This window comes from Nocardia sp. N2S4-5, assembly GCF_044628355.1.
Lineage (GTDB): Bacteria > Actinomycetota > Actinomycetes > Mycobacteriales > Mycobacteriaceae > Nocardia > Nocardia wallacei_B.
Genome location: NZ_JBIUPM010000001.1, coordinates 3,813,332 through 3,836,825, shown reverse-complemented (window position 1 = coordinate 3,836,825; position 23,494 = coordinate 3,813,332). Strand labels below are relative to the sequence as shown.

At 65.7% G+C, this 23,494-nt stretch carries 21 protein-coding genes and 2 pseudogenes; 10 read left to right on the top strand and 13 right to left on the bottom strand.

All coding sequences use genetic code 11. From position 1 onward, the window contains the following. Together thiL and ACFMRZ_RS17565 are read right to left on the bottom strand one after the other, a co-directional pair. Entirely contained in the window at positions 1 to 1,056 is a 1,056-nt protein-coding gene (gene thiL, locus ACFMRZ_RS17570; protein WP_400180001.1) for a thiamine-phosphate kinase, read from the bottom strand. Beyond that, positions 1,053 to 1,622 (bottom strand): hypothetical protein, encoded by a 570-nt coding sequence (locus ACFMRZ_RS17565; RefSeq protein WP_400180000.1) that lies wholly within the window; start codon positions 1,620 to 1,622, stop codon positions 1,053 to 1,055. Before ACFMRZ_RS17565 ends, thiL begins: the two co-directional genes overlap by 4 nt. A 334-nt stretch (positions 1,623 to 1,956) precedes the next feature. Between ACFMRZ_RS17565 and ACFMRZ_RS17560 the strand changes: the two genes are divergently transcribed. Next, entirely contained in the window at positions 1,957 to 2,700 is a 744-nt protein-coding gene (locus ACFMRZ_RS17560; RefSeq protein WP_400179999.1) for a hypothetical protein, read from the top strand. Positions 2,701 to 2,716: 16 nt separating this feature from the next. Then, positions 2,717 to 3,307: a class I SAM-dependent methyltransferase gene (locus tag ACFMRZ_RS17555; protein ID WP_400179998.1), complete on the top strand. Its 591-nt coding sequence runs from the start codon at positions 2,717 to 2,719 to the stop codon at positions 3,305 to 3,307. Here ACFMRZ_RS17555 and ACFMRZ_RS17550 read toward each other — a convergent pair. Further along, the gene (locus tag ACFMRZ_RS17550; protein ID WP_400179996.1) at positions 3,304 to 3,822 is read right to left on the bottom strand and encodes an HIT family protein; all 519 of its coding nucleotides are present in this window, start codon (positions 3,820 to 3,822) and stop codon (positions 3,304 to 3,306) included. The genes ACFMRZ_RS17555 and ACFMRZ_RS17550 overlap by 4 nt on opposite strands. 53 nt (positions 3,823 to 3,875) lie before the next feature. Between ACFMRZ_RS17550 and ACFMRZ_RS17545 the strand changes: the two genes are divergently transcribed. The 5 genes from ACFMRZ_RS17545 (at position 3,876) to ACFMRZ_RS17525 (ending at position 10,016) form a co-directional block, all read left to right on the top strand. Then, the gene (locus ACFMRZ_RS17545; protein ID WP_400179994.1) at positions 3,876 to 4,613 is read left to right on the top strand and encodes a (d)CMP kinase; all 738 of its coding nucleotides are present in this window, start codon (positions 3,876 to 3,878) and stop codon (positions 4,611 to 4,613) included. A gap of 139 nt (positions 4,614 to 4,752) precedes the next feature. Next, positions 4,753 to 5,265, top strand: a complete 513-nt coding sequence (locus ACFMRZ_RS17540; RefSeq protein WP_400179993.1) for a DUF4365 domain-containing protein — start codon at positions 4,753 to 4,755, stop codon at positions 5,263 to 5,265. 9 nt (positions 5,266 to 5,274) lie between these two features. Then, on the top strand, positions 5,275 to 6,348 hold the full coding sequence (locus ACFMRZ_RS17535; protein ID WP_400179992.1) for a hypothetical protein: 1,074 nt from the start codon (positions 5,275 to 5,277) through the stop codon (positions 6,346 to 6,348). A 15-nt stretch (positions 6,349 to 6,363) separates the two neighbouring features. Further along, positions 6,364 to 6,972: a hypothetical protein gene (locus tag ACFMRZ_RS17530; RefSeq protein WP_400179990.1), complete on the top strand. Its 609-nt coding sequence runs from the start codon at positions 6,364 to 6,366 to the stop codon at positions 6,970 to 6,972. Next, positions 6,969 to 10,016: an ATP-binding protein gene (locus ACFMRZ_RS17525; protein ID WP_400179988.1), complete on the top strand. Its 3,048-nt coding sequence runs from the start codon at positions 6,969 to 6,971 to the stop codon at positions 10,014 to 10,016. The genes ACFMRZ_RS17530 and ACFMRZ_RS17525 overlap by 4 nt, the downstream gene beginning before the upstream one ends. Here ACFMRZ_RS17525 and ACFMRZ_RS17520 read toward each other — a convergent pair. From ACFMRZ_RS17520 to ACFMRZ_RS17495, 6 genes and pseudogenes are all read right to left on the bottom strand, one after another. After that, positions 9,983 to 10,816, bottom strand: coding sequence for an IS3 family transposase (locus ACFMRZ_RS17520; RefSeq protein WP_400179986.1), 834 nt, complete (start codon positions 10,814 to 10,816; stop codon positions 9,983 to 9,985). The genes ACFMRZ_RS17525 and ACFMRZ_RS17520 overlap by 34 nt on opposite strands. 83 nt (positions 10,817 to 10,899) lie before the next feature. Further along, on the bottom strand, positions 10,900 to 11,223 hold the full coding sequence (locus ACFMRZ_RS17515; protein WP_280330709.1) for a transposase: 324 nt from the start codon (positions 11,221 to 11,223) through the stop codon (positions 10,900 to 10,902). A gap of 301 nt (positions 11,224 to 11,524) precedes the next feature. Next, positions 11,525 to 11,932 carry a YciI family protein gene (locus tag ACFMRZ_RS17510; RefSeq protein ID WP_400179984.1) on the bottom strand — a complete coding sequence of 136 codons (408 nt, stop codon included), beginning with the start codon at positions 11,930 to 11,932 and terminating at the stop codon, positions 11,525 to 11,527. 45 nt (positions 11,933 to 11,977) lie between these two features. After that, entirely contained in the window at positions 11,978 to 12,406 is a 429-nt protein-coding gene (locus ACFMRZ_RS17505; RefSeq protein ID WP_400182895.1) for a nitroreductase family deazaflavin-dependent oxidoreductase, read from the bottom strand. Between the two features lie 18 nt (positions 12,407 to 12,424). Continuing rightward, positions 12,425 to 13,267: pseudogene (locus ACFMRZ_RS17500) on the bottom strand (hypothetical protein); the annotation flags it as partial. A gap of 18 nt (positions 13,268 to 13,285) precedes the next feature. After that, complete coding sequence (locus tag ACFMRZ_RS17495; protein ID WP_400179983.1) at positions 13,286 to 13,723, bottom strand: cupin domain-containing protein; 438 nt, start codon at positions 13,721 to 13,723, stop codon at positions 13,286 to 13,288. Positions 13,724 to 13,872: 149 nt separating this feature from the next. Between ACFMRZ_RS17495 and ACFMRZ_RS17490 the strand changes: the two are divergent. Further along, positions 13,873 to 15,030 (top strand): annotated as a pseudogene (locus ACFMRZ_RS17490) (low temperature requirement protein A); the annotation flags it as partial. Positions 15,031 to 15,048: 18 nt separating this feature from the next. Here ACFMRZ_RS17490 and ACFMRZ_RS17485 read toward each other — a convergent pair. The 4 genes from ACFMRZ_RS17485 to ACFMRZ_RS17470 all read right to left on the bottom strand — a co-directional run bounded on the left by ACFMRZ_RS17485 (position 15,049) and on the right by ACFMRZ_RS17470 (position 19,671). Further along, positions 15,049 to 15,975, bottom strand: a complete 927-nt coding sequence (locus ACFMRZ_RS17485; protein WP_400179982.1) for a sigma-70 family RNA polymerase sigma factor — start codon at positions 15,973 to 15,975, stop codon at positions 15,049 to 15,051. 22 nt (positions 15,976 to 15,997) lie between these two features. Further along, the gene (locus ACFMRZ_RS17480) at positions 15,998 to 17,734 is read right to left on the bottom strand and encodes an L-aspartate oxidase (protein ID WP_280275241.1); all 1,737 of its coding nucleotides are present in this window, start codon (positions 17,732 to 17,734) and stop codon (positions 15,998 to 16,000) included. A gap of 29 nt (positions 17,735 to 17,763) precedes the next feature. Further along, the gene (locus ACFMRZ_RS17475) at positions 17,764 to 18,507 is read right to left on the bottom strand and encodes an SDR family oxidoreductase (RefSeq protein WP_400179981.1); all 744 of its coding nucleotides are present in this window, start codon (positions 18,505 to 18,507) and stop codon (positions 17,764 to 17,766) included. Positions 18,508 to 18,627: 120 nt separating this feature from the next. After that, positions 18,628 to 19,671 carry a ferritin-like protein gene (locus ACFMRZ_RS17470; protein ID WP_400179979.1) on the bottom strand — a complete coding sequence of 348 codons (1,044 nt, stop codon included), beginning with the start codon at positions 19,669 to 19,671 and terminating at the stop codon, positions 18,628 to 18,630. 238 nt (positions 19,672 to 19,909) lie between these two features. Here ACFMRZ_RS17470 and ACFMRZ_RS17465 point away from each other — a divergent pair, with 238 nt between their 5' ends. Next, complete coding sequence (locus tag ACFMRZ_RS17465; RefSeq protein WP_400179978.1) at positions 19,910 to 22,615, top strand: AAA family ATPase; 2,706 nt, start codon at positions 19,910 to 19,912, stop codon at positions 22,613 to 22,615. Between the two features lie 128 nt (positions 22,616 to 22,743). Continuing rightward, a complete protein-coding gene (locus ACFMRZ_RS17460) occupies positions 22,744 to 23,487 on the top strand; it encodes an SDR family oxidoreductase (RefSeq protein ID WP_400179977.1) in 744 nt (247 codons plus the stop codon). Positions 23,488 to 23,494 lie beyond the last annotated feature (7 nt).

Sequence of the window (23,494 nt, the reverse complement as noted above, 5' to 3'; positions counted from 1 at the left end):
TCAGGCGTGCCGCCAAGCTGCGCCGGGAAGATCGAATGTTTCTTCGCCTCGCCGGAGAACCGCGCCCGAGCCACTATCTATCCGGCCGATGACATGGAGATCGAGGCCCGCTTCCGTGCAATCGGCGACGAGTGCGTCGACGGCCTCCGCATCTACCGTCACTACCAATTCGAAGTCGACAGAGTCGCCGAAGACCAGATCCAGCACGTCGCACGTCAAATGTTGGGCAGCCTGCCGCACCGAATCCTCGATAGGCAGCATGTCCGCATCGATGACCGCGGAGACTCCGCTCGCGTGCGCAAGTGTCTCGATGGCGCCCTTGAGACCGTCGGACGTGTCTATGCCCGCTGAAACCGCCGGGTTAACCGCGAAAATGCGACCGTGAGTCACCCGCGGAGTGACCCGTTTCCATTTGCCCAGCAGCGCAGCGTACTTCGCGTCGTGCAGGTCTTCTCCGGCGTTGGCAAGCTTCATAGCGCTGCCAGCCAACCCGGTCGGCCCGGTGACGCAGATCAGCTGGCCCGGGCGGGCACTCGTGCGAGTGAGGATGTTCGCGGGCTCGACGACACCGAAAGCGCTGGCGGAGAGAATTATTCGCTCGGCACTGCCGATGTCGCCGCCGACATTGAGGGCGCCGGCCGATCGCGCGCCGTCACGAATTCCTTCGATCAGATCCGAGAAATCGCTGTCCGGAAGGTCCTTGGGGTAGCGCACCACGGACAGCAAGCCGAGTGGCATTGCACCCATGGCCGCTACGTCACTGATGTTTGCTCCCGCAAGATACCAACCGATATCGTAGTTGTTGAGAAATCCCTTCTCGTACAGACTGAACTTGGGGCCTCGGATGTAATCGGTTCCGGCAACCAGTATTTGGTCGCCGGTGAGCCTGAAAGCCGCACAATCGTCCTGTGCGCCGGCGCCCAGCAACAACTCGGAAGTTGCTCCGTCGGTCAGGGTGGTATCCGATTCTTCGGCACCCATCGCAGGTACGACGATATCCGCGATCTTGGATGGTTCGTCCCTGGGTGTCTCGGTGGTCAGGGCATATGCGGTCACAGCATCACTCCTTCGGTGGTGGCATCGACTGCCCAGCGCTGCATCGTCTGATAGAAAATGTCGTGTCGTATTACGACCGCCCAGTCGCATTCTTCGGGCGGAATATCGAGCACCGCCCCGGCCACTACCCTGAGATACTGGCTTGCCATGCGCCGGCGGGGTGGAGCAACGAAAAGGTGATCCCCGTCTGCGGCAAGGTAGTACGGAGACCGGCCCATGTACAAATCGACTACTTGCTGCCAACTGTCCAGTCGCTTTGGGGCGAGCCCGTCGTCGCCCATTCGCCCGATTATGGGTTCGAGTGCGAACGGAAGTATGTGAACGTGGGCATGACTGATGCAAGCGGTCGGCATAGACGCCGTCGAGCCGTGCTCGAGTATGGTGAATCGGCCGAACACTTGTGTGTATTTGCGGAGGAACCCATCCAAAAACTTCGCGAAGTCGCACTCGGGATCCGCGATGGCCTCCGCGGCGCTGAAGTAGTGCGCGCGGGGACAAGCCAGTACGTGGCCCACGGTCAGTGGCGAAAGATCAACAACGGCAACGCTGCCGAGTGTTTCTGCCAAGCGCCGACCGGCAGACGGCAGATAGGTTCGAGTGAACTCTGTATCCGTCGCTCCGGAAAATTCTGCGCAGAGGTCGGATCTGTCGCACAGGCCCCTCGTCCCCACGTCGCCGAGTCTAACACCCAGCACTCGGCAGCGCTCATGAAAACCGTTGCGCGATAGGCATTTCCGATCTTTGCTGAAAAGGCGCTGACGTGCGCATCGGTCGTTGCCGCAGCGGCCGGACATCGGGTTACGGGGGCACGGGGTGCAATCCTTGCTTGCGTCTATAGTCGAATGGTTGTCGAGCGCTTCCAGAGCTGGCAGGTGAACGATGAGAACGAGAACTGCGGCCATGTGGGACAAGGGCCTTGCCACTGCGGCGCTGGCAGTGCTCGGTGCGAAGAGTCAAGGGTTTCCGAACGACCGGCTCTGGGCGAACGTTGCGGACGACGTTCCACTGCTCGTCCCCGCATTGCTGATCGTCGCCGCTGTCTTCACGCTGGGCCCGTTCGCGGCCGGCGCGCAGCGAAGCTTGGTCAATCGCCGGACGCAACTCGAACGGCAGGTATTCATACAGTTCGGAAAGATGATTCGAGAGGCAGGTCGAGTGATCGATGGGTTTCAATTCGAGGACCTCGGCTTGCACGCCTGGCAGGTGAAGCGAACCGGTTGGCTGACCGGTCAGAAGCGACTCATACGGGTCGCCACGTATCGACTGGGCGGAAACGTCGTGCTCCGCAAGTTCGAGCCGAAGCGTGGGCAAGGTGTTGTAGGAATGTGTTGGGAGCGCAACGCGGAGGCTGATTTCGATGTGGAGGGCCTGGTGCGCAAGGTGTCGTCCGAGTCGGCATTTCAGACCGTACGAGCAGCCGAGGGCGGTCCCGCTGTGATGAATTTGAGCTGGCAGCAGTTCCGCGACATCCGCCACCGTGGCGCCGTCTTCGCTTCTCCTATCCGAGATGACAACGACAATTTTCGTGGTTGCCTCAGTCTGGATGCCAAGAACGGATACGCAGCCCTTGCCGGATCTGCCGTACCGGAGCTCTTGAACGAATTGGCTTCGCGGATGCAGCCGCACGGGTTCGACGAGATGTGACATGGACCGTGACACTTTGGCGTGGTACGACGCGCATGCCGCGCGATACATCGCCCGGACCGACTCTTTCCGGTATTTTCGTGGGCTGGAGCAAGATCTGGCTCGATTCGTCGAATTGTTGCAGAGCGATGCGGTCGTGGTGGACCTGGGTTCGGGCGGCGGCCGGGATGCGCGATGGATCGCGCGCCTCGGGTATACCGTCGTAGCGGTCGATGCGAGCCTCGCGCTGTTGCGGCAATGCCTCGTCGGAGCAGCGCCGACGAGACGTGTACTGGGTGTCAACGCCGATCTGTCGGCACTTCCCTTCGCGGCGAATTCGATCGGCGGAGTATGGGCTTGCGGTAGTCTGCTGCATCTGCCGCGCGCGAGTATTCCGGCGGTCATCGATCGGTGCCGCGAAATACTTCGGCCGGGTGCTCCGATCGGCCTCAGTATGAAGGAAGGGCGTGGGGCCGAGCGTCGTGACGACGGCCGACTATTCACCTACACGAGTAAGCAAGAAGTTCATGATTGGCTGGCATCGGCCGGATTCGAATCCGTCACCGTGCGAGGTCCTGCCCGGAACGAATGGCTGCTCGCCCTCGCGATCTCGCCGCGATCGGTTTAACTCCATGCGTCGGGGTCACAGTCCGCGAAAACGTTGCGGATCCCACCGCGCGGATCTGGTACGTCACCGTGCCAGCGCGGGATTATATGGATATGTAGGTGCGGCACGGTTCGGCCGGCCGCCGATCCGTCGTTCACGCCTATAGTGAATCCGTCGGGTTTATACAGTGAGTCCAGAGTATCTTTCACTGATCGTGCGAGAACATGCATATCCCGCGTCTCCCGGGTTGTCATGTCGAAGAACGAGAGTATATGCCGGAAAGGGACGATTTCGACATGACCGCGACTGGCCGGAAAGTTGTCCCATCGGGCGTACATGGTGCCGCGGCTTCTGACGACGGTATTTACCGTCGGGTCGGCGTGGCGGCAGAAGATGCAGGAAGGATCCGGGTGGGACGAGCCGTTGCACCCATCGATGTAAGCCGACTGTACGGGTTCGTTCGGGTAATCGAGCGGCAGTAGCAACTGCCGCGGGCCTGCGGACCCGGGCTGGACTGCTCGATCGCTACGCGACATGTGCGGCGTCCTACTGTCGGGGTTCGCGGTCGTTTCGGCGCATCCGAGACGCTTTGCGCTACTACACTTCGTGCGTGGGGATTCAACCACGCCGTGGGCGAACCTGTCTTGTCGTCGCCGTCGACGGGGGTGTCGCCACCGGCAAGTCGTCGGTGTGCCTGGCCGTGTCGCGGATGCTCGGTGTGCCGTACTTCAATGCGGGCCTCTTGTATCGGGCTCTTGCGCTGTGGTGCATTCGAAGCGGAATTTCGCTCGACCATGGTGACAGCGCGACACAGGCTCTGCTGCAGAGCTGCCCGATGCATGTATCGCTGGCCGGCGGTACGACTGCCGTCTCTATTGCGGGTGGAGACTTATCGAATCTGCTGAAGAGCACCGAGGTGAGTGAAGTTGTCCCGGTGGTGGCGCGCAATCCGGGTATTCGGGCAACGATGACGGAGCGGCAACGAGCAATTGTGCGGCAAGCGGAGTCGGTGTTCGGTGGTGTTGTCATCGACGGTCGCGATGCGACCAGCGTCGTGGTCCCGGACGCCGATGTGAAAATTCTGCTGACGGCCGACCCGAGCACTCGAGCGACCCGTGTCGGTGACGTCGAGGGCGCGGCGGCAAGAGCCGAGGCGCGTGACAGGGAGGACGCGCGGGTCAGCGATTTCCTGCGCCCGCGACCCGATGTTTCGGTACTCGACACCAGCGGCCTGGACCGTGCCGAGGTCATCTCGGAGGTTCTGCGTCTGGTGTTCGAGCGGCGGCCCGACTGGGCCGACAAGCTGACTACGCAGTCAGTCGAATGAAACATGTTCTGCTTCAAGATTTCTCGTAGTCTTGCGCGCGTGCAGTCGTCTGGCCCGAAACCCGGATTCATCGGCCCACCGGTAGCTACAGTGCATAGCAGCACGCATGAGCGACGCGGACACTCGGAGGGGGAGGCCGGTGCTCGATCAGAACAACCACCAGGGCAAGTTCGGTGCCGACTACGTCCGAGTCCTGGCATCGGCGGCCGGTCTGATCTGGTCACAGGACGACGTGGACTTGGACGCTGTCGATCTGTGCTTGAAAATGCCAGGCCGTACCATGCGCGGCTTCTCGCCACGGATCGATGTCCAAGTCAAGACCGTTCGTAAGCTCGATGTCGGCGACGGACTGATCAATTACAGTCGGCTCAGCCATGACCAATTCAACAAGCTGGCAGGCACAGACTTCACCGTACCGCGGTACCTGTTCGTCGTTCACGTGCCACCGAATACTGCCCAGTATGCCGATCTGAGTACCTACGGCCTGTTATTGCGGCACATCGGTTACTACGTCTCGCTGAGCGACCGGCAACCGTTGTCCACATCCGATCCGGGTCGGCACATCAGGGTGAAGATTCCATTGAGCAACGTGCTGACCGTACCGAGCTTACGGGCTCTGGTGACCGGTAATGTCGTCTTCCCGGTCGGGTAGAACTCGCCAATGACACTATTACCGCGCATCATCGATGTGGCCGCCTATCTGACTGCCAAAGGCTGGGCGGTCAGTGGACATTGGCGCAATGCGAATGTCTGGAGCCGAGGCGATTTCGATGTCCTGGTCCCCCCGGCCGACTCGGTCGCCGACGCCGCACGGCGACTCCACGAGTTGGTTCGGTGTGTCGCGGATGCCGAAGGGCGTCCGGCCGAGGCGATTTGGCGCGATATGATCTCTCCCGCCGTCGATGTCCTGTCATATCGCACGCAAGAGACGTTCGACAACCTCACGCTGAAGGCCGGTGCCGAGACCTTGGAGGCGATACGGGACCTGATTGTAAACAGCGCCCGAGAGGCACTGGGGGACAACCGGTCCAGCCTGCAGGGCAGACATCCGGAAGCCGTGCGCCGCCTGCTGGAGCGTTCGTTGATGTCCTGGAGCGAGGACACGTTCGGGCTGGATGTCCGTATTCCGTTCGACGATAATTCCAAGCCGCTGGGCCGTACGACCGCGCTGCGTATTCTGCACAGCTCGACGACTGTGTTACATGCGGTTCAGTCCCTCGATGCGAAAGGATTCGAGCGAGTACTTCAGGGCGGTATCTCCGAGGCGGTTTGCGTAGCGTTGGTCGGTTTGGCCGGTCCGGATCGCAAGGCCCCGTTCGAATTGGGCTTCCGATGGTCACAACTGGCTCCGAGAGACGATGTGGTAGTGCGCTTCCCGCATGGCGCGGGTATACGCATCCTGCAGGGCAGCCGAAGCGCCGAATTGCCCGTGGCGTCCGGTTCGGGTGTGGTCGAAGGATTCGTCACCAGCCTGTCCGACGACGAGAGCGGTGACCGCTGGCGAATCAGAATTCGGGGGCTGCTCACCATCGACGCTGGCGACGTGGAGGAACGGCAACAAGTAGTAACGGTGCGACTCGGCGCGGCCGCGGACTACACGGCTGCTTTGGACGCACATCGATACGGCCACATGGTTCGGGCCGAAGGCGCTCTTACGCGCTCCCGCAGAGCGGCCGAAATTGTCAGCGCGCCCCAAGGTTTCACCTTGATCGACGATACCCATCCTCGAATGTGACAGAACGGAACAGACATGCCCGATGACCGGCTGACCCTCAGTGAGCGTTGCCTCTTGCTGGTACTGATGGCGGAGGCTCGCGAACTCACCAATGCCGAGTTGTACGCCCGAGCCGGGGTCAAGCTCGACGGTCGGTATCGAAGACACCTCAACGAACTCGGGCTGGTCGAAAGCGTCAAGCCGGGCCGTGCGTACGTACACGAACTCACCGAAAAGGGCACAAAGTGGTGCGCGGCCGAACTGTCCAGTGGTCGGCCTGCGAGGTCCGGTTGTGCAGGTGGTGCGTTGTACGCGGTGCTGGCGGGTCTGGGCCGCCATCTCGATGACACGGGGCGCATGCTTGTCGACGTCTTCCGGCCAGATGTCGCGAGCCAGGTGGAGGCGGTTTATGCGAAGATGAGCCATGGAGATGGCACGCCGGTGCGGCTCGCCATCCTGCGAGAACGGCTCAACGATGTACCCAAGGGTGAACTTGACCGGGCACTGGAACAGCTAGCCCGCCGCGACGGCGTCCATGTCCGCGCGGAGGCAGACCAGAAGACGTTGACCGATCGAGATCGTGAGGCCGCGATCGTCCTGGGCGGCACGGAACGCCATCTGCTCACCATCGAGGTGCCACGGTGAATGATGAACAGCGGAGAGCGCTCTCAGCAATCCAGTTCAGCAGCGCTCTCGGCACCGACGCCATCTGGAGTCCCCTGGCTTATCACGTCGATGGTTTGCATCCACACGCGGTCGCGGCGATCAAACGCGCGGTAGCGGCCGCTGACTCCAGGCCACGCAGCCAACCGGCCGGGCTGGTGCTGAGCGGCGAGCGTGGGGTTGGCAAAACACACCTGCTCGGTTGGTTACGTCATTTCGTGCAACAGCAGGGTGGGTTCTTCTTCATGCCCAAGTTGATCGTCGGGGAGTCGTTCTGGTCCGGTGCCGTGCACGGCGTCGTCAATCAGATGAGCGGGGCTGACGGCGGCCAACTCGGCCGGATGATTGATGCGCTCAGCCAGCACACCGGATGCGGTAAGGAGCTTCGTATCCGGTTACGAGGCAATATCCAGGTGAGCAAGAATAATCTCGACGAATTCATCGAGCGAATCGGACAATTCGACTCTCATCCCATGCGAGACTATGAGGACACTCTTCGGGCGCTCGTGCTCTACCAGGCCAATAGCCGCGATCTGCGCGATGTCGGCCACGCCTTTCTACTGTTGGAAGAGGGCATCGAGGAGTCGGACAAGACTGCCTGGGGGTTCCGTGGCCGCCGCCGTGCCGCGCAGCAGATTTTCAATGATTTGTCCTGGCTGTTTGCGCTCAGTGGGCCTGTCGTTCTCGCTATTGACCAGGTGGACACGGTAATCACGCAATCCCGGCGTGACGATGAGGTTCACTTGGCCGATGTACTCGCCGCCGGCCTGATGGATCTGCGTGAAGAGACGGTCCGCACAATTATCGTGGCAGCATGCATCCCCAAGTCGTGGGAGCTGATCGCACAGCATGCGGTGAACTCGGCGTCTGATCGCTTCACCGTGCTGGAGCTGTCGACCAACATGCCGAGTTCGGATGTGGCTCGGACAATTGTCGAGCGCCACCTTGCGAGTCAGTACGACGAGATCGGTTTCGATCCGCCGTACCCATCCTGGCCGGTAATGATCGATGCTTTTGCTGATCCGGATATCGCTCACTACACTCCGCGACGGCTGCTCAAGCAGGTCGAGGACCATGTGCGCCGGTGTCTGGATCTGGATGCGATCAGTGAACTCTCCTCTTTCGTACGAGCCGTCGAGGACAGCGGAATCCTGCCGTTGCCTTCGGCAAAAGACCTGGGCGCTTTCGACGCGGAATTCGCGCGACTGCGGGTGACGGCGGACACGAACGGCCCATTGGACTCCAGGCATGAAGACGACCGTATGTTCGCCGTGCTGAATGCTGCCCTGCACTGCTACGTACTCGAACAACGCGAAAACGGTCGAGACCTAACCCTAGACCCGCGAACACGGGTGCAGCCCGCGCTCCATGCGAGGCTGCGCTGCACGCTCGATGAGGCAAACGAGGACGAGGAGCACTGGAGTTTTCGTGCTATCGGCCACACTAACGCTCGCGCTGTCCTTACTCGGCTGCGTTCAGCGTGCTTGGAGGCCGATATACAGCCGAATCTGAGTAAGCGGCATCTTGTGGTGGTGCGCAATATACCGTTCTCACCCGGGCCGGTCACCAAACAAACACTGACCGAGTTCGAAGCTGCGGGTGGGCTTGCGTTGCCAATATGCGAGGACGACCTACGAACCTTTTCGGCTCTGGAACGCATGCTGGCCACCGCCCGAGCCGGATTCTCCGGCTGGCTGCTCGCGCGCCGACCTGCTGGCCGGTCCCAGCTGTTCACGCGAGCAGCTATCGGCAGCGCCGCGGCCGACGAACCTCAGCGTGAAATGCCGGTCGCCAGGCCGGACACGGACTCGGTGCTCGGGGCGGAGTCCGTCATGAACGAAGGTGCGCAGCTCGATCGGTCTGCGCGAACGAGATCAGTTCCAGCTGACAGCGATGCACTGTCTCTGAACTTGGGCCGAAGCGTTGACGGCGGTCGGGAGTTGCGCATACCGCTGAACCTACTGCGCAAACACACGGCGGTGTTCGCAGGTAGCGGATCCGGCAAGACTGTTCTGCTCCGCCGACTCGTGGAAGAGGTTGCACTGCAAGGGGTTTCTTCCATCCTTATCGACAGCAACAACGATCTAGCGCGGATGGGCGACCGGTGGCCACACCGGCCCGAGAGCTGGGGCAGCGGTGATGCGGAACGAGCCGAGGAGTACTTCGAGAGTGTCGATGTGGTTGTCTGGACTCCAGGACGGGAGTCGGGACAGCCCATCGCACTGAACCCCTTGCCGGACTTCGCGGAAGTAGGCGACGATCCCGACGAATTGCGGACCACAGTCGCTGCGGCGGTCGCGGGCCTCGCTCCGAAAACGGGTCTGTCGCGCGCGCAAGCCGGCAGAGGCCAGGCGGTGCTCACCGAGGCTCTCGCACATTTCGCAGGCCAGGGCGGCGGACAGTTGGAGGACTTTGTGGCCCTCCTAGCGAATTTGCCGCAGGGAGTAAGTGCCATTCGTAGGGCGGCGGATCTCGCAGCGGGCATGGCCGACGAGCTGCGTGCGGCCATGATCACGGACCCCGTGTTTCGCGGTGCAGGAAACCGTCTGGATCCAGGCACTTTGCTGACACCTACCCCAGGCAGACGCGCCAGGGTCTCGGTGATCAGCTGTGTCGGGCTCGCGGACGGACAGCCCGAGACCTTCGTCAACCAATTGCAATTGGCTTTGTTCGCCTGGATCAAACAGCACCCGGCGGGCGATCGTCCGCTGGGAGCGCTGCTCGTGTTGGATGAGGCCCAGACATTCGTTCCTGCGCAGCAGCCCGCAGCGTCGAAGCAGAGCACACTCAGACTTGCAACTCAGGCACGCAAGTACGGATTAGGCATGGTTTACGCGACTCAGGCGCCGAAGGCACTGCACAACTTGGTCAGTGGCAATGCGGCGACCCAGTTCTACGGACGACTCGGCGCGGCGGTGCAGATTCGAGTTGCGGAGGAACTTGCACGTGCACTGAGGTTCACCCCGGATGGTGGACAGGGGCTTACAGATTTTCAGGCGGCAGCGGTTCGAAGTGAACGCTCGTAGTTGTCGGGGCTTTGGTTCCCGATCGCGGAGTGCCGCCGGGTAGTGTTGTAGTAGTTCATCCACTTGTCAACCGAGACAACGAGTTCGGTCTTCGTCGCGTAGGTGTGCCGGTAGTAGTGCTCGTGTTTGAAACTTGACCACAGCGATTCGGAAGGGCTGTTGTCCCAGCATATTCCGGTCGCTCCCATCGACCGGCGCAGCCCGTGCCGCCGGCAGGCTTGCGCGGTCAGATGCGCGGTGAACTCCCCGCCGCGATCCGAGTGCAGGATCGTGCCCTGGGCTCGGCCGCCGCGCACCGCGACCGCGGCATCGATGGCTTCGGTGACCATATCGGCGCCGATATGATCGGCCAGGCTGTAGCCGAGCACCTTGCGGGTGTGGCCGTCACGGATAGCGCAGAGGAACAGATCCCCGTGACCACAGGTCAGGTAGGTGATATCGGTCGTCCAGACAGCGTCGGGGCGGCCCTGGTCGAAGCAGCGCTTCACCAGATCCGGCGGGAACGACGCCGCCGGATCGGCCACGGTGGTGCGCACTTTGAACGTTCGGGGACTGATCCCTTCGAGCCCGGCGGAGGCCATGATCTTGGCGACGGTCTTGGCTGAGACCCGTTCGCCCTGATCGCGTAGCTCACCGGTGATACGCGGTGATCCGTAGGTGCCGTGCGATTCGCGATGCACCGTGGCGATCTTCGTTTCCAGATCCGCACGCCGCTGCTGCCGGTCGGTGAGAACCGTTGCCGCCCTGCGCTTCACATACGCGTAGTAGCCCGACTTCGACACCTGCAGCAGTCGTGCCATGCGGCGAATCGAAAACCGGTGCCCTGCAGGCTGATCAGTACCAGCAACGCCGGTGACAGTGTCGGGGCCGGCGTACTCGGCCATCAGATCGAACCGGGCCGGTTCGTCTGCATCGCGGCAAAGTACGCCGACGCTTTTTTCAGGAACGCGATGTCTTTGTCCTGGTCAGCGACCTGCCTTCGCAGTCGCTGCAACTCGGCTCGCTCCGCCGCATCGAGGGGTTTTTCACCATGAATCTCGGCGGCAGCGATCCTGCGCCGCTCGTCTTTGACCCACGTCCCCAGCAGACTCTCGTGAATGCCCAGTTCCCGGGCAACTTCGGCGACCGTGCGACCGGAATCGATCACACGATGCGCAGCCTCGACCTTGTACTCGGCCGTGAACGACCGGCGCTTACGAGGAGGCATGCAGACATCCTTTCAACAGGATCAGTGATCCTGTCAACTCGGTGTCCACAACCCGGGGTGAACCTCACACGGGGTGGCCGGGTCGACGATATTTCCGGTCTTGGCGTTGGGCAATTTTATGCTGCGACCGAGGGTGCGAGCTTTGTGAAGACACAGATACCCATGTGTCTTAGCCATCACGGCGACAGTGCGCTCACGGAGGACGAGGTGCTCGAGCGCGCTCGGCGCACGGCTCGATGATCGTGAGCGCACTCGGTGTCACGGGCTGCAGGGTTTCGTTAGTAGCGCCGCGCCGCCTCGTTCACTCGGTCACTGTGAGTGTTGACGTGGACAGGGGGCGTAGTTCGAGCCATTCCTGGATCGGTTTTCCGCCGGCTCCGGGTGCTGCGGAGAGTTCGGCGGTCAGTTCCAGTGCGCGGGCGTAGGTTTCCACATCGATCACCATCCATCCCGCTACCAGGTCCTTTGTTTCGGCGAACGGACCGTCGGTGACCGGTGGGCGGCCCGTACCGTCGGAGCGGACGAAGGTGCCCTGGGGGGCGAGCGCCAAGTGGTCGACGAACTCGCCTGTGGCTTGTAGCCGGGCGGCGAAATCTGCCATGTACTGCAGGTGGGCGGCCAGTTCCGCCGGGGTCCACTGGTCCATCGGCACGTCGTTGACCGAGGCCGGAGCGCCTCGGTAATGCTTGAGCAGCAGGTACTTGGCCATCGTCGTCTCCTCGAAGTGTCCGGTCCCATTCTGGCCGCGGCGGTCTCAGGGGGCGATGATCGGGTCGGTGCTGCTCGGCTCCAGCACGAGGACGGGGATTTCCCGGGTGCCCGCTTCGGCGCGGAATTGCGCGAAGTGCGGCCAGGCGGCGTCGGCGACCGTCCACCATCGGCGCTTTTCCGCGCCGTGCACTTCGCGGGCGCGTAGCCGGTGGGTCGATGTGCCGTCCTGCACCGACACTTCCGGGTGTGCGAGGAGGTTGTAGTACCACGACGGGTTGGTGGTGGCCCCGCCGTTGGACGCCACGGCAACGTACGTGCCGCCGTTCCTGATTCGCATGACGGGATTCTTGCGGAGGCGACCCGTTCTGGCTCCCCGGGTGGTCAGGATGATTACTGGCCGGCCGTCGAGGGTGCCGCCTTCGCGGCCTCCGGTCTCCTCGTATCGGTCGACCTGGGCACGGACCCGGTCGATCGGGCTGGGCAGGTAGTCGGCCGGGTGCAGCCAGGCCGCGAGGTTGCGCACGTAGTCCTTGTAGACGGCGAGCCGGGAGGGGTCGGCCTTGATCTCGGTGCCCGGTGGCTCGCTGACGAACGACGGCTTGCCGCGGTCGAGATCCCAGTTGTAATCGGCGAAGTGATGAAAAGTGGATTCGGCGAGTGCGCGGCCCACCATCCGGCCGTCCGCCGCGATCTCTTCCGTCAAGGCGACGGCCAGGGCGAACCTCCGGCCCGACACCGTGCTTCGGCCGCGCGCGACGACCATCGCGCCCGGCACGCAGGCCGACACGGCGCCTTCGTGCGGGTGCGCCGGAAACCATTCGATCCGACCGACGGCGGTCTTGCCGGTGCGCAGCAGCGGATGGAGCGGTTCCGTCGCGAACACCGGCTGGTAGTCGCCGTTGGCGCCGGAGTGATAGTTGGGCCACGAGATCGCCGGTGTATCCAGATCGTCGCGCCGCCGGGTGGGGTCGGGGTTCTTCAGATGGAAGTGGTTCACTTCGCCGAGCGAACCGAGTCCGAGCAGGCAGCTGCCCAGGTCTTGGTGATCGCGTGCGGTGAGAACGCCGCCGCCGCGTTCGCGGAACCGCACGATGGCCTGCGATTCGGCGGCGGTGAGACCGTCCCCGGTATCCACGGCCAGGAGCCACAGCTGGTCGAATGCGGAGGTGTCGAGCCGGGCCAGGACCGGGTCGTCCGCGCGGCGGTCGAACCGGTTGCGGGCGGTGACATCGTGGCCCGCGGCACGCAGTTCGGCTGTCAGTAGTGCGAATCGGGTGATGTCCCAGTCGTCGGCGCTGTCGGGAATAGTCGTTTGTAGCAGGATCTTCGACATGGAAATGCCCTCTCGCACTTAGGCTTTCGGCTCGTCCCGGAACCGGCGGCCGGCGCGGGCGGCCAGTTCGTCCTCGTCGACGAGGACGAGCATCGGCTGGGTCGGGTCGCAGATCATCGTGACGACGAAACGCAGTCCGAGGTTGTCGCGGTGGTTGCCGTCCGAATAGTGGATGACGTCGCCGCCGGGCTCCCAGAAGGCCTCACCCGCTCGGATCACGCGGGGCGGTTCGCCCTCCAGTTCGAACAGCATCTCGCCTTCGACTACGTAGCCGAACGCGGGACCACCCGGGTGCCGGTGCGGCGGCGCTCCCGGGTCGCCCGGCGGGTATTCGATGACGACGGTCATCGCGTGTGCCCCAACGGGAATGAACGGCGGCGTCACCTCCTGCACGACGGTCAGCGCCGTCTCCCACGCGCTGGCGCGGGCTGTAGCTGCGGTGGATTCATCGGCCATCGGGGTGCCTCCGGGTGCGTCGTTGATGGGCTTCACAAGCGAGGACAAGGGCGGGGGCGCGGATGTGACGGTGGGGCGCCGCTCGTCACGAATCGCGTCGCTGTCTTGTCCTGGGTGTAGAACCTCGACAGACTCGGGAGCTGCCGGTGATGACCACGAAACCGACCGAAGACGCGATCAGCGGCAGAATTGTTGTGCCGCTGCGGGTTCCGATGCGCGGGCGCTCGATCGATGAGCCGCATCGCGTGGCGACACAGCTCGAGTTGCTGTTCGATCTGACCTTCGTGGTCGCGGTGGCTGGTCTGGTCGCGCAGTTCGGGCACGCCGTCGGTGCCGGACATCCGATGTCGGCCCTGACGCCGTTCCTGCAGGTCTTCTTCGCCGTGTGGTGGGCGTGGATGAATTTCACCTGGTTCGCCTCGTCGTACGACACCGATGACGTCGCGTACCGGCTGCTCACCCTGGTACAGATGGCGGGAGTGTTGTTGCTGGCCGCGGGGATTCCCGCGGCGTTCGCCCGCGGCGACTACCTCGTCATCACCGCGGGCTACCTGGTGATGCGCAGTGCCCTGGCGGCGCAATGGCTTCGGGCCGCGCGCGAGGATGCCGCGGGCCGGGCGACCGCGCTGCGGTATGCGCTGGGTATCGCCGTGCTCGAGGTGCTGTGGCTGGCCCGGCAACTGGCGGCCGGGCTGGGCGTGCTGCACGGCACGACGCCGCACTGGGTTTTCGGCGCGCTGGTCGTCGCGGAGCTGGCAGTTCCGGTGTGGGCGGAGCGGCCCACGGGGACGAACTGGCATCCGCATCACATCGCGGAGCGCTACACGCTGTTCACGATCATTCTGCTGGGCGAGAGCGTGCTGGCGGTGTCCACGGGAATCGCCGACGCGCTCGCGGCGGGCTTCCGGCCCACACCCGTCCTGGTCGCACTGTCCGGCCTGGTGTTGTTGTTCGCGCTGTGGTGGCTCTACGAATTACAGCCCAGCGGCGACGCGCTGGCCGAGCGGCGGACACGGTCCTTCCTGTGGGGCTACGGCCATTACGGGTCCTTCGCGGCGCTTGCCGCCCTTGGCGCGGGCTCGGAGGTGGCTGTGCGCGCCGACAGCCACGGCGGTTCGCTGACCGTCGGATACGCTGTCGCGATTCCGACGGCCGTATTCCTGTTGCTGCTCTGGGTCACGCATGCCGGGCTGAGGTCTGGCCCCCATCCGGGAATCCTTGTCGCCGCGGCGTTTTCGGTCCTGCTCGTGCCGCTGGCGACTGTCGCCGTTCCGCACCTGACCGTCACCGGCGTCGCTGCGGTGTGCGCGGCGGCCGTAACCATGTCACTGCGCGGCCGAGTCCTCGGTCCGTCCGACGGCTTCCGCGAGCCGCCCGAGCTTGTCGGGGTTGAGCACCCAGTAGACCCGATCGATGTGCTCGCTGTCGGCGGCGCCGACGGTGACCCAGGCGACGGCCGCTCCGTCCCGGCTGATGAGCACCGACGCGCGACCATTGGCCTCGACCCTGTCGAGGGTGACCCCGGTCCAGAAGTGTGACGCGAACGCCGCGACGTACCTGGCCACCCGGGTCCGCCCGACAACCGGAATGCGCGAGGCCCGGACGGCCTTGCTGCCGCCGTCACTGTAACTGGCCACCTCGGTGGCGAACAGCGCCTCGAGGTCGTCGAGATCCCCGGCCCGCGCGGCCTCGAGGAAGGCCTCGAGCAGGCGGCGCTGCTGTGTGTTGTCGACCGGCGCGTGCCGCTCGGAAGCGACGGCCTGCCGCGCCCGGCTGACGAGTTTGCGGGCGGTGGCCTCCTTGACCTCGAGGACATCGGCGATCTTGGTGTAGGGGTAGTCGAAGGCCTCGCGCAGGACGAAGGCCGCCCGCTCGGTCGGGGTCAGCTTCTCCAACACCACCAGCACCGCGGTCTCGAGCGCCGCGGCCCGCTCGGCGCCTAGCGAGGGATCGGCGCCGGTGTCGACGGGCTCGGGCAGCCACGGGCCGAGGTAGGTTTCGCGGCGCACGTGTGCGGTCCGGGTCGCGTTGATCGCCAGCCGGGTGGTCATGGTGATCAGAAAAGCCGTCGGATCCCGCACCGCGTCGCGGTCCCGATACGACTGCCATTTCACCCACACGTCCTGGACGATGTCCTCGGCGTCGGCGACCGTGCCGAGCATGCGATAGGCGATGCCGAACAGCCGTGGCCTGAGGCCGGAGAATTCGCCGAGCGCCCGCCCGAGATCGGCGTCGGGAGGCATGCCCGTCATGCGCGGGGTAGGTGCCGGGCGATCATTCGACCAGCTTTCCATCCGTCGAGACGTTTCGCATCAACCGCGCTATCTCTTCGGGAATCGCGGGGATTTCCTCCCGCTCGATTCGGCCGGGGCCCGACCACACCAGGTTCACGCGCAGCTCCGGATCGAGCGCGGGGTAGTCCGTGCGGTTGTGACAGCCGCGGGTCTCTCGTCGTTCCAGGGCGGCTTCGAGGGTGGCCCGCGCCGCGAGCGCCGACGATTTCAGGTCGAAGGCGTGCGCGAGATCCTGGAAGCCGGCCGCATCGGGGTGCACGCCGATATCCGCCATGCGATCCTCGATCTCGTCGAGTTCGGCCAGGCCCGCGCGCAGACCGGCCTCGTCCCGGACGACGCCGGCGTGCTCGGTCATGGTGTTGCGTAGCGCGCGCTGCAGCGCCCGGACGTTCTCCCGGCCGTCGGCGGTCAGCAGCGCGTCGATCTCGGCGCGGGCCTCGGCGAGCGCCCCGTGCGATCGCCGCTGCACCGATAGCTCCACCGAATATCGCGCGGCCGCCGCGCCGACGATCCGGCCGTAGACGAGCAGTTCGATCAGCGAGTTGCCGCCCAGGCGATTGGCGCCGTGCAGGCCGCTGGAGGCCTCGCCGATGGCGTACAACCCCTCGACGCCGGTGCCGTGGTCCGCGGCACGCACCCACACGCCACCCATCGAATAATGTGCGGTAGGCGCGATTTCGATCGGATCGCGGGTGATGTCGAGCATCTGTAGCTCGAGCATCGTCTGGTAGACGCGCGGCAGCCGCCGCATGATGGTCTCCCGGGGGAGATGTGAGACATCCAGCCAGACACCGCCTTTCGCGGTGCCGCGGCCTTCTTTGATCTCGGTGTAGGCGGCGAGGGCGACCCGGTCGCGGGTGGACAGCTCCATGCGCTCCGGGTCGTAGCGCTTCATGAAGCGCTCGCCCTGCGCGTTGCGGAGGATGCCGCCCTCGCCGCGCGCGGCCTCCGAAACCAGTGTCCCGGCGGCGTTCTCGGGTTCGATGAGCCCGGACGGATGGAATTGCACGAGTTCCGGATCACGAATCCGGCCGCCGGCGAGCACCGCGAGACGGAAGGAGTCGCCGGTGTTCTCGTCGCGTCGCGAGGAGGTGCGCCGCCAGATGCGGGTGTGGCCGCCCGCGGCGAGAACGACCGCGTCGGCCCGGAACGCGTAGCGGTCGCCCGACTCCAGATCGAAGCCGTAGGCGCCGAAGACCACGTTGTCGCGCACCAGGATTCGGGTCACGTAACAGGTGTCGATGATCCGGATGCCAAGCTGGGCCGCGCGGTTCACCAGGGTGCGCTGGATCTCGAGGCCGGTGTAGTCACCGGCGAACGAGGTACGCCGATAGGTGTGGGCGCCGAAGAACCGCTGGGAGATTCGCCCGTCGGCCTCGCGTGCGAACGGCATTCCCCACCGTTCGAGGTCCTCGATGCCGCGCGCGGCGTTCTCGGTGACGACACGTACCGTGTCGGGCCGGGCCAGCAGATAGCTCTCGGTGAGGGTGTCCGCCGCGTGTTGCTGCCAGCTGTCTTCGGCGTCCATGGTCGACAGCGCGGCGTTGATCCCGCCCGCGGCGAGGGTCGTGTGGGCGTCCGCCTTCGGACGTTTGCCGACCATGAGCACGTCCACACCGCGCTCGGCCAGTTCGATCGCCGCCCGCAGCCCGGCGCCGCCGGTACCGATCACCAGCACCGAGGTCGTGAGCTGCCGTTCGGTCACAGAGTCGACCATCGGATTGTTTCCTTCCCGCGTGCCAGGGGTCACTGCCGGGCCAGCCACTCCGCGAGCCGCGTCGTCCCGATCCGGGCATCCGGGCCGGGCAACAGGCTGTCCCGGGTCAGGCGTGTGCCGAAGTAGTGTGCCTGCGGGTCGCCGACGACCTCGCGCGGATCGGACCGGGCGGTCAGCACGGTGCGCACCCACTCGTCGAGGCCGAACACCTCGGGCCCGGCTATCTCCACGATGCCGTTGAGCGGGTCGCCGGCCGCGGTCCGTCCCACCGCGGCCGCCACCTCCTCGGCGGCCACCGGCTGCACACCTCCGTCCGGCAGCCGCACCTCGCCGCCGGTGGTGGCGGAATCGGCTATCCCTCCGGCGAATTCGAAGAACTGGGTCGCGTGCACCAGCGAGTAGGGCAGGCCCGATTCCTTGATGAGCCGCTCCTGCACCACCTTCGCCCGCAGGTACCCGGACTCGGGCAAGCGGTCGGCGCCGACCACCGACAAGGCGACGTAGTGGCCGACACCGGCGCCGCCCGCGGCCTCGAGCAGGTTGGTGGTCGCCGTGCGGAAGAAGGTCATGACGTCGTCGTCGGCGAACGACGGCGAGTTGGAGACGTCGACGAGCACGTCCGCCCCCTGCAGAACCTCCTTCACGCCTTCGCCGGTGATCGTGTTGACGCCCGTATTGGGCGAGGCCGCAACCGCCTGGTGGCCGTGCTCACCCAGACGAGCGACGACCTTCGAGCCGATGAGCCCCGTGCCGCCGATGACGATGATCTTCATGGTCTTTCCTTCCGTTGCAGTGGTGTTCGGAGTCGGTAGAAAATGCCTCTGTATCGAGGACAGGAGAGGCGGCGCATTCGTGACGAGGCACGCGTTCGTCTCGTCACCCGCCGACTTCGCTCACGCCCGCTGGTCGACCGGCACGTATTCGAAGGTTGGGCCCGCGGTCGTGCGGCCGTCGCCGCTCGGCATCTTCATCAGCGCCTGGGCTTGGGATTTCAGGGCATACATCGCCCCGACCGCTTCCCGCATCTGCGCGGGGTTGCCGTTGAACGTGTCCTCCAGCAGATACAGCAGCAGACAGTAGGTGTTGTTGAACTCCTCCTGCGCCAGCCGCACCGGGCTGCCTTCGGGATAATCGCTGGTGCGCGGGTTGGGGCGCATCGGCAGCACGCCATCGGGGTCCACCGCGATCGGTTCTCCGGTGGGACCGGATTGCGGTGTGTCACCGAGTCGGAACCGCCGTCCCTCCTTCAGCTCGACGAAGCGGTAGTAGTGGGCCACCTGATCGCGTTCGGGGTGGAAGACGTCCTTGTCGCCGTCCCACACCGCGGTCCGGGCCGCGCCCTCGCCCTGCTCGATGATCTCCGCCAGCGCGGCCAGCGCCGACTTCAGATCGTGCACCGCCACGACTTGGCCGCCACCGCTGCTGAAGTGCATCTCCTGCAGTTGCCGGTGCGGGTCGCCGCAGAAGACCGCGTCCTCGCCGAGGGTGTCGGTCAAGGTGCGCAATCCGGACTCGAGGGCGGCGTAGAACTGCCCGATGGTGTGGTAGTCCTGCGATTCCGGTGGTGCGTCGGCCGCGGCGGGCCGCTCGACGTTCAGGAACAGTTCCAGCGCTTCGGGTCCGAACGGCACCAGGTCGAGGTGCACGGACGGGTCCCCGTGCGGTAGTGGATGCGGGTACGGCGGCAGCAGCTGGGGCGTGTCCAGCTTCGGCGCACCACCGACGGCGTTGAGCAGGTTCGCCGCCAGTGCCAGGTGCAGCATCTCCTCGACGAACACGCTGCTGATCGCCTGTGCCGCTTCGGTATTGCGGCCCGGCTCCAGCGAGTACAGCGCGCACAGGTAGGGCGGGATGGTCGCGTGCTCGAGCTCGATCGCCCATTGCAGATGGCGGCGTAGATCGTCCAGCGAATCGATGGCAGGGATGCCGGTGTCCATGCGGGAACCTCGTCTCGGCGAAGTCGGCGAAGTCGGCGAAGTCGGCGAAGTCTGTCGGCAGCAAGGACAAGGCAGCGTGGCGAATTGTGACGGGGTGTCGCCGGACACTGTCCGGCGCCCTTTCGTATCCGGATATTTCCGGCCAGGATGATGCCTGGGTGATCGCTGGCGTCTCCAGTGCGGATCGACCGAGGTGAGAAGGCAGGCGACGGTGGGATTGCGGCGGAATGTGGGACTGGTGGGCCGGCGATCGGAGTGCGCCGCGCTCGACCAGCTGATCGCCGCCGTGCGCACGGGCGAGAGCCGGGTACTCGTGGTCCACGGCGCCCCCGGGGTCGGCAAGTCCGCGCTGCTCGAATACCTCGAGGACCTAGCGACCGGGCTGCGTGCGCTGCGCGCGGTCGGCGTCGAGTCCGAGATGGAGCTGCCGTTCGCCACGCTCCACCAGCTGTGTGTACCGCTGCTGGACCGGGTGATCGCACTGCCCGCGCCACAGCGCGACGCCCTGGAGACGGTGTTCGGAATGCGTACAGGCACCGCGCCGCAACCCTTCCTGGTCGGGCTGGCCGTGCTGAGTCTGTTCTCGGACGCCTCGGAGAGCGGCCCGGTGGTGTGTGTGATCGATGACGCGCAGTGGATGGACCAGGCTTCGGCGCAGGTCCTCGGCTTCGTGGCCCGGCGACTGCTGGCGGAATCGGTGGCGCTGGTCTTCGCCACCCGTCACCGCGCCCACCAGCTGCTGGGTCTGCCCGAACTCGAGGTCTCGGGGCTGACCAGGGCCGACGCCCTCGCCCTGCTCGAGTCGGCGACTCATGTCCGGCTGGATTCCCACATCCGTGACCGGGTCGTCGCCGAGGCCGCCGGCAATCCGCTCGCTCTGCTGGAGTTGCCGCGTGAACGCACCGTCACACAGCTGGCGGGCGGATACGGTCTGCTGCACTCCGAGACGCTGCCCACCCGCATCGAGCAGAGCTTCCTGCACCGGATCGCGGCGCTGCCGGAACAGAGCCGACTGCTCCTGCTGATCGCCGCCGCCGAACCGGTCGGGGATCCCGCGCTCGTGTGGGGCGCCGCCGACCGGCTCGGCATCGCACCGGCGACGGCGCTCGACGAGGGCACCGAACGGCTGGTGTCGTTCGACATCCGGGTGACGTTCCGGCACCCGCTGGTGCGGTCCGCCGTCTATCGGGCCGCCGAGGACGCGGAACGCCGTGCGGTGCATCTGGCCTTGGCGGAGGTCACCGACCCCGGTGTCGATCCGGACCGCCGGGCGTGGCATCTGGCCGCGGCGGCCGCCGAACCGGACGAGGCCGTCGCGGCGGAACTCGAGCGGTCCGCCGATCGAGCCCAGGCTCGCGGCGGAATGGCCGCGGCCGCCGCGTTCCTGCAGCGGTCGGTACTGCTGACCGTCGACGCCGAGCGCCGCGCGGAGCGTGCCGTGGCGGCCGCGGACGCCAGTGTCCGGGCGGGTGACCTGGACGCCGCGCGGCACTTCCTCGATATCGCCGAACTCGATGCGCACAGCGAATACCTCGGGGCCCGAGCACATCTGGTGCGCGGCCGGATCGCGCACGCGGCCGGGTTCAACAACGAAGCGCCCCCCATCCTGCTGGCGGCGGCCCGGCGGCTCGAGCCCTTCGACATGGCGCTCGCGCGGGAGACGTACCTGCTCGCCTGGGGCGCGGCGGCCTGGGGCGCCGCCGACGCCGACAGCCTGGTGGCGAGTTCGACGGCGATCCGGAAACTTCCTGTCCCCGAAGGTGATCCGCGTTCCATCGACCTGGTGCTCGAGGCGTGCGCGCTGCTCGTCACGGAGGGCTTGGGCACCGCCATCACCACCCTGCGGCGGGCGATGGACGCGCTGGTCGAGCTACCGGTGCCCGAGGTGCTGCGATGGGGCTGGGCAGCGTGCGGCCTCAGCCCCGCGGTCTGGAGCGAACAGGTCATGATCGAGACCTATACGCGGGCGGCCGAGGTGGTGCGCGCCGCGGGCATCCTGACCGAGCTGCCCATCTACCTCGCCTCGCTGGGCGCGGCGACCTCGCTGATCGGAGACTTCGCGACGGCGGCCGAGATCGTCGCGGAGTCCGAAGGTCTCGCCACCGCCACCGGCGTCCCGCTCGCGCCGTACACGACCCTGATCCTGACCGCGATGCAGGGCCGGGAGGACGAGGCCGCGCCGCTCATCGCCACCACGATCGAACAGACCGCCGCCGCTGGGCAATTGACCGGCGTGACCACCGCGCACTGGGCGGCCGCGGTGCTCTACAACGGCCTCGCCCGCTACGCGGAGGCGCTGGCGGCGGCGCAGGCCAGTACTCGCATCACCCAGTTGGTGGTCTCGGTGTGGGTATTGCCCGAACTCATCGAGGCCGCGGTGCGGGTGCACGACGACGAGGCCGCCCGGGAGGCGCTCGACCGCCTGGTCGATGTCGCGGAGGCGGCCGACACCGAGTGGTCGCACGGCATTCTCGCCCGCTGCCGGGCACTGCTGGCCGACGAGGCGGCAGACGAGCTGTATCGCGAAGCGATCCGCAGGCTGAGCAACACCCTGATGCGCCCGGAGCTGGCGCGCGCCCATCTGCTCTACGGCGAGTGGTTGCGCAGGCAGTCCCGCCGCGTCGACGCGCGCGGCCAGTTGCGCACGGCCTACGACATGTTCGTATCGATCGGCATGGCGGCATTCGCCGAACGTGCCCGTCGCGAGTTGCTCGCCGGTGGGGAGAAGGTTCGCAAGCGCACGATCGAACCCAGCCCGGACGAGCTGACGCCGCAGGAGCGGCAGATCGCGCTGCTGGTGGGCGCGGGTCTGTCGAATCCGGAGGTGGGTGCGCGGCTGTTCCTCAGCCCGCGCACGGTCGAGTGGCATCTGCGCAAAATCTTCACGAAGTTGTCGATCACCTCGCGGCGGCAGCTCCGGGATGCCCTGCCGCACAGCGAATAGCCGCCTGTCTCGAACCCTGGTCCGCGAGACCAGGGTGTCTCCCGGGGGCGACCGGGGTGCCGGACGCGCGACGCTGAGCGGGTCGGCGCCGCCCGCCGATCGTCTCGAACCAGGGAAGTGAGGCAGTCATGTCAGATCGTCCGTTGGCCGGAGCCGTCGCGCTGGTCACCGGTGCCAGCAGCGGCATCGGGGCAGCGACCGCGCGGCGTCTGTCCGGGGCAGGGGCGGCGGTGGCGCTGGTTGCCCGGCGCGGCGACCGGCTGAACCGGCTGGCGGAAGACCTCACCGTCGGCGGCGGGCACGCCGTCGCGGTGGCCGCGGATATCACCGAACCGGCGCTGGCCTACCGAGCGGTCGAGGACGCCCATGACCTGTTCGGCCGATTGGATGTCGTGATCAACGGCGCCAGCGTCATGGTGCTCGACACGGCGTTGCACACACCGGTCGAAGAGTGGGATCGGATGATTTCGCTCAATGTGTCGGCGCTCGTGCATATTACGCACGCCGCCCTGCCGTATCTGATCGATGCGGCCGCGACCTCGCCGCGGCGGGTGGCGGACCTGGTCAACGTGGGTTCGGTGGCGGGGCGGACCGCGCGGCCACCCGGCAGCGTCTACAACCTGACCAAGTCCGGTGTCGACGGATTCACCGAATCGCTACGGCGGGAACTGCTTTCCGAGGGTGTGCGGGCCAGCGTGGTGGCGCCGGGTGTGGTCGATCACACGGCGCGGGAGACGGCCGGCCCGCCCATCGACCCGATGTCGGCGTTGCTGCCCGACGATGTCGCCGATGTGATCGCCTACATCGTCACGCGGGAGCGGCACGTGGCCGTCAGCGAGGTAGTCGTCCGGTCCGGTGGTCAAAGCTGGTAGCGCACAG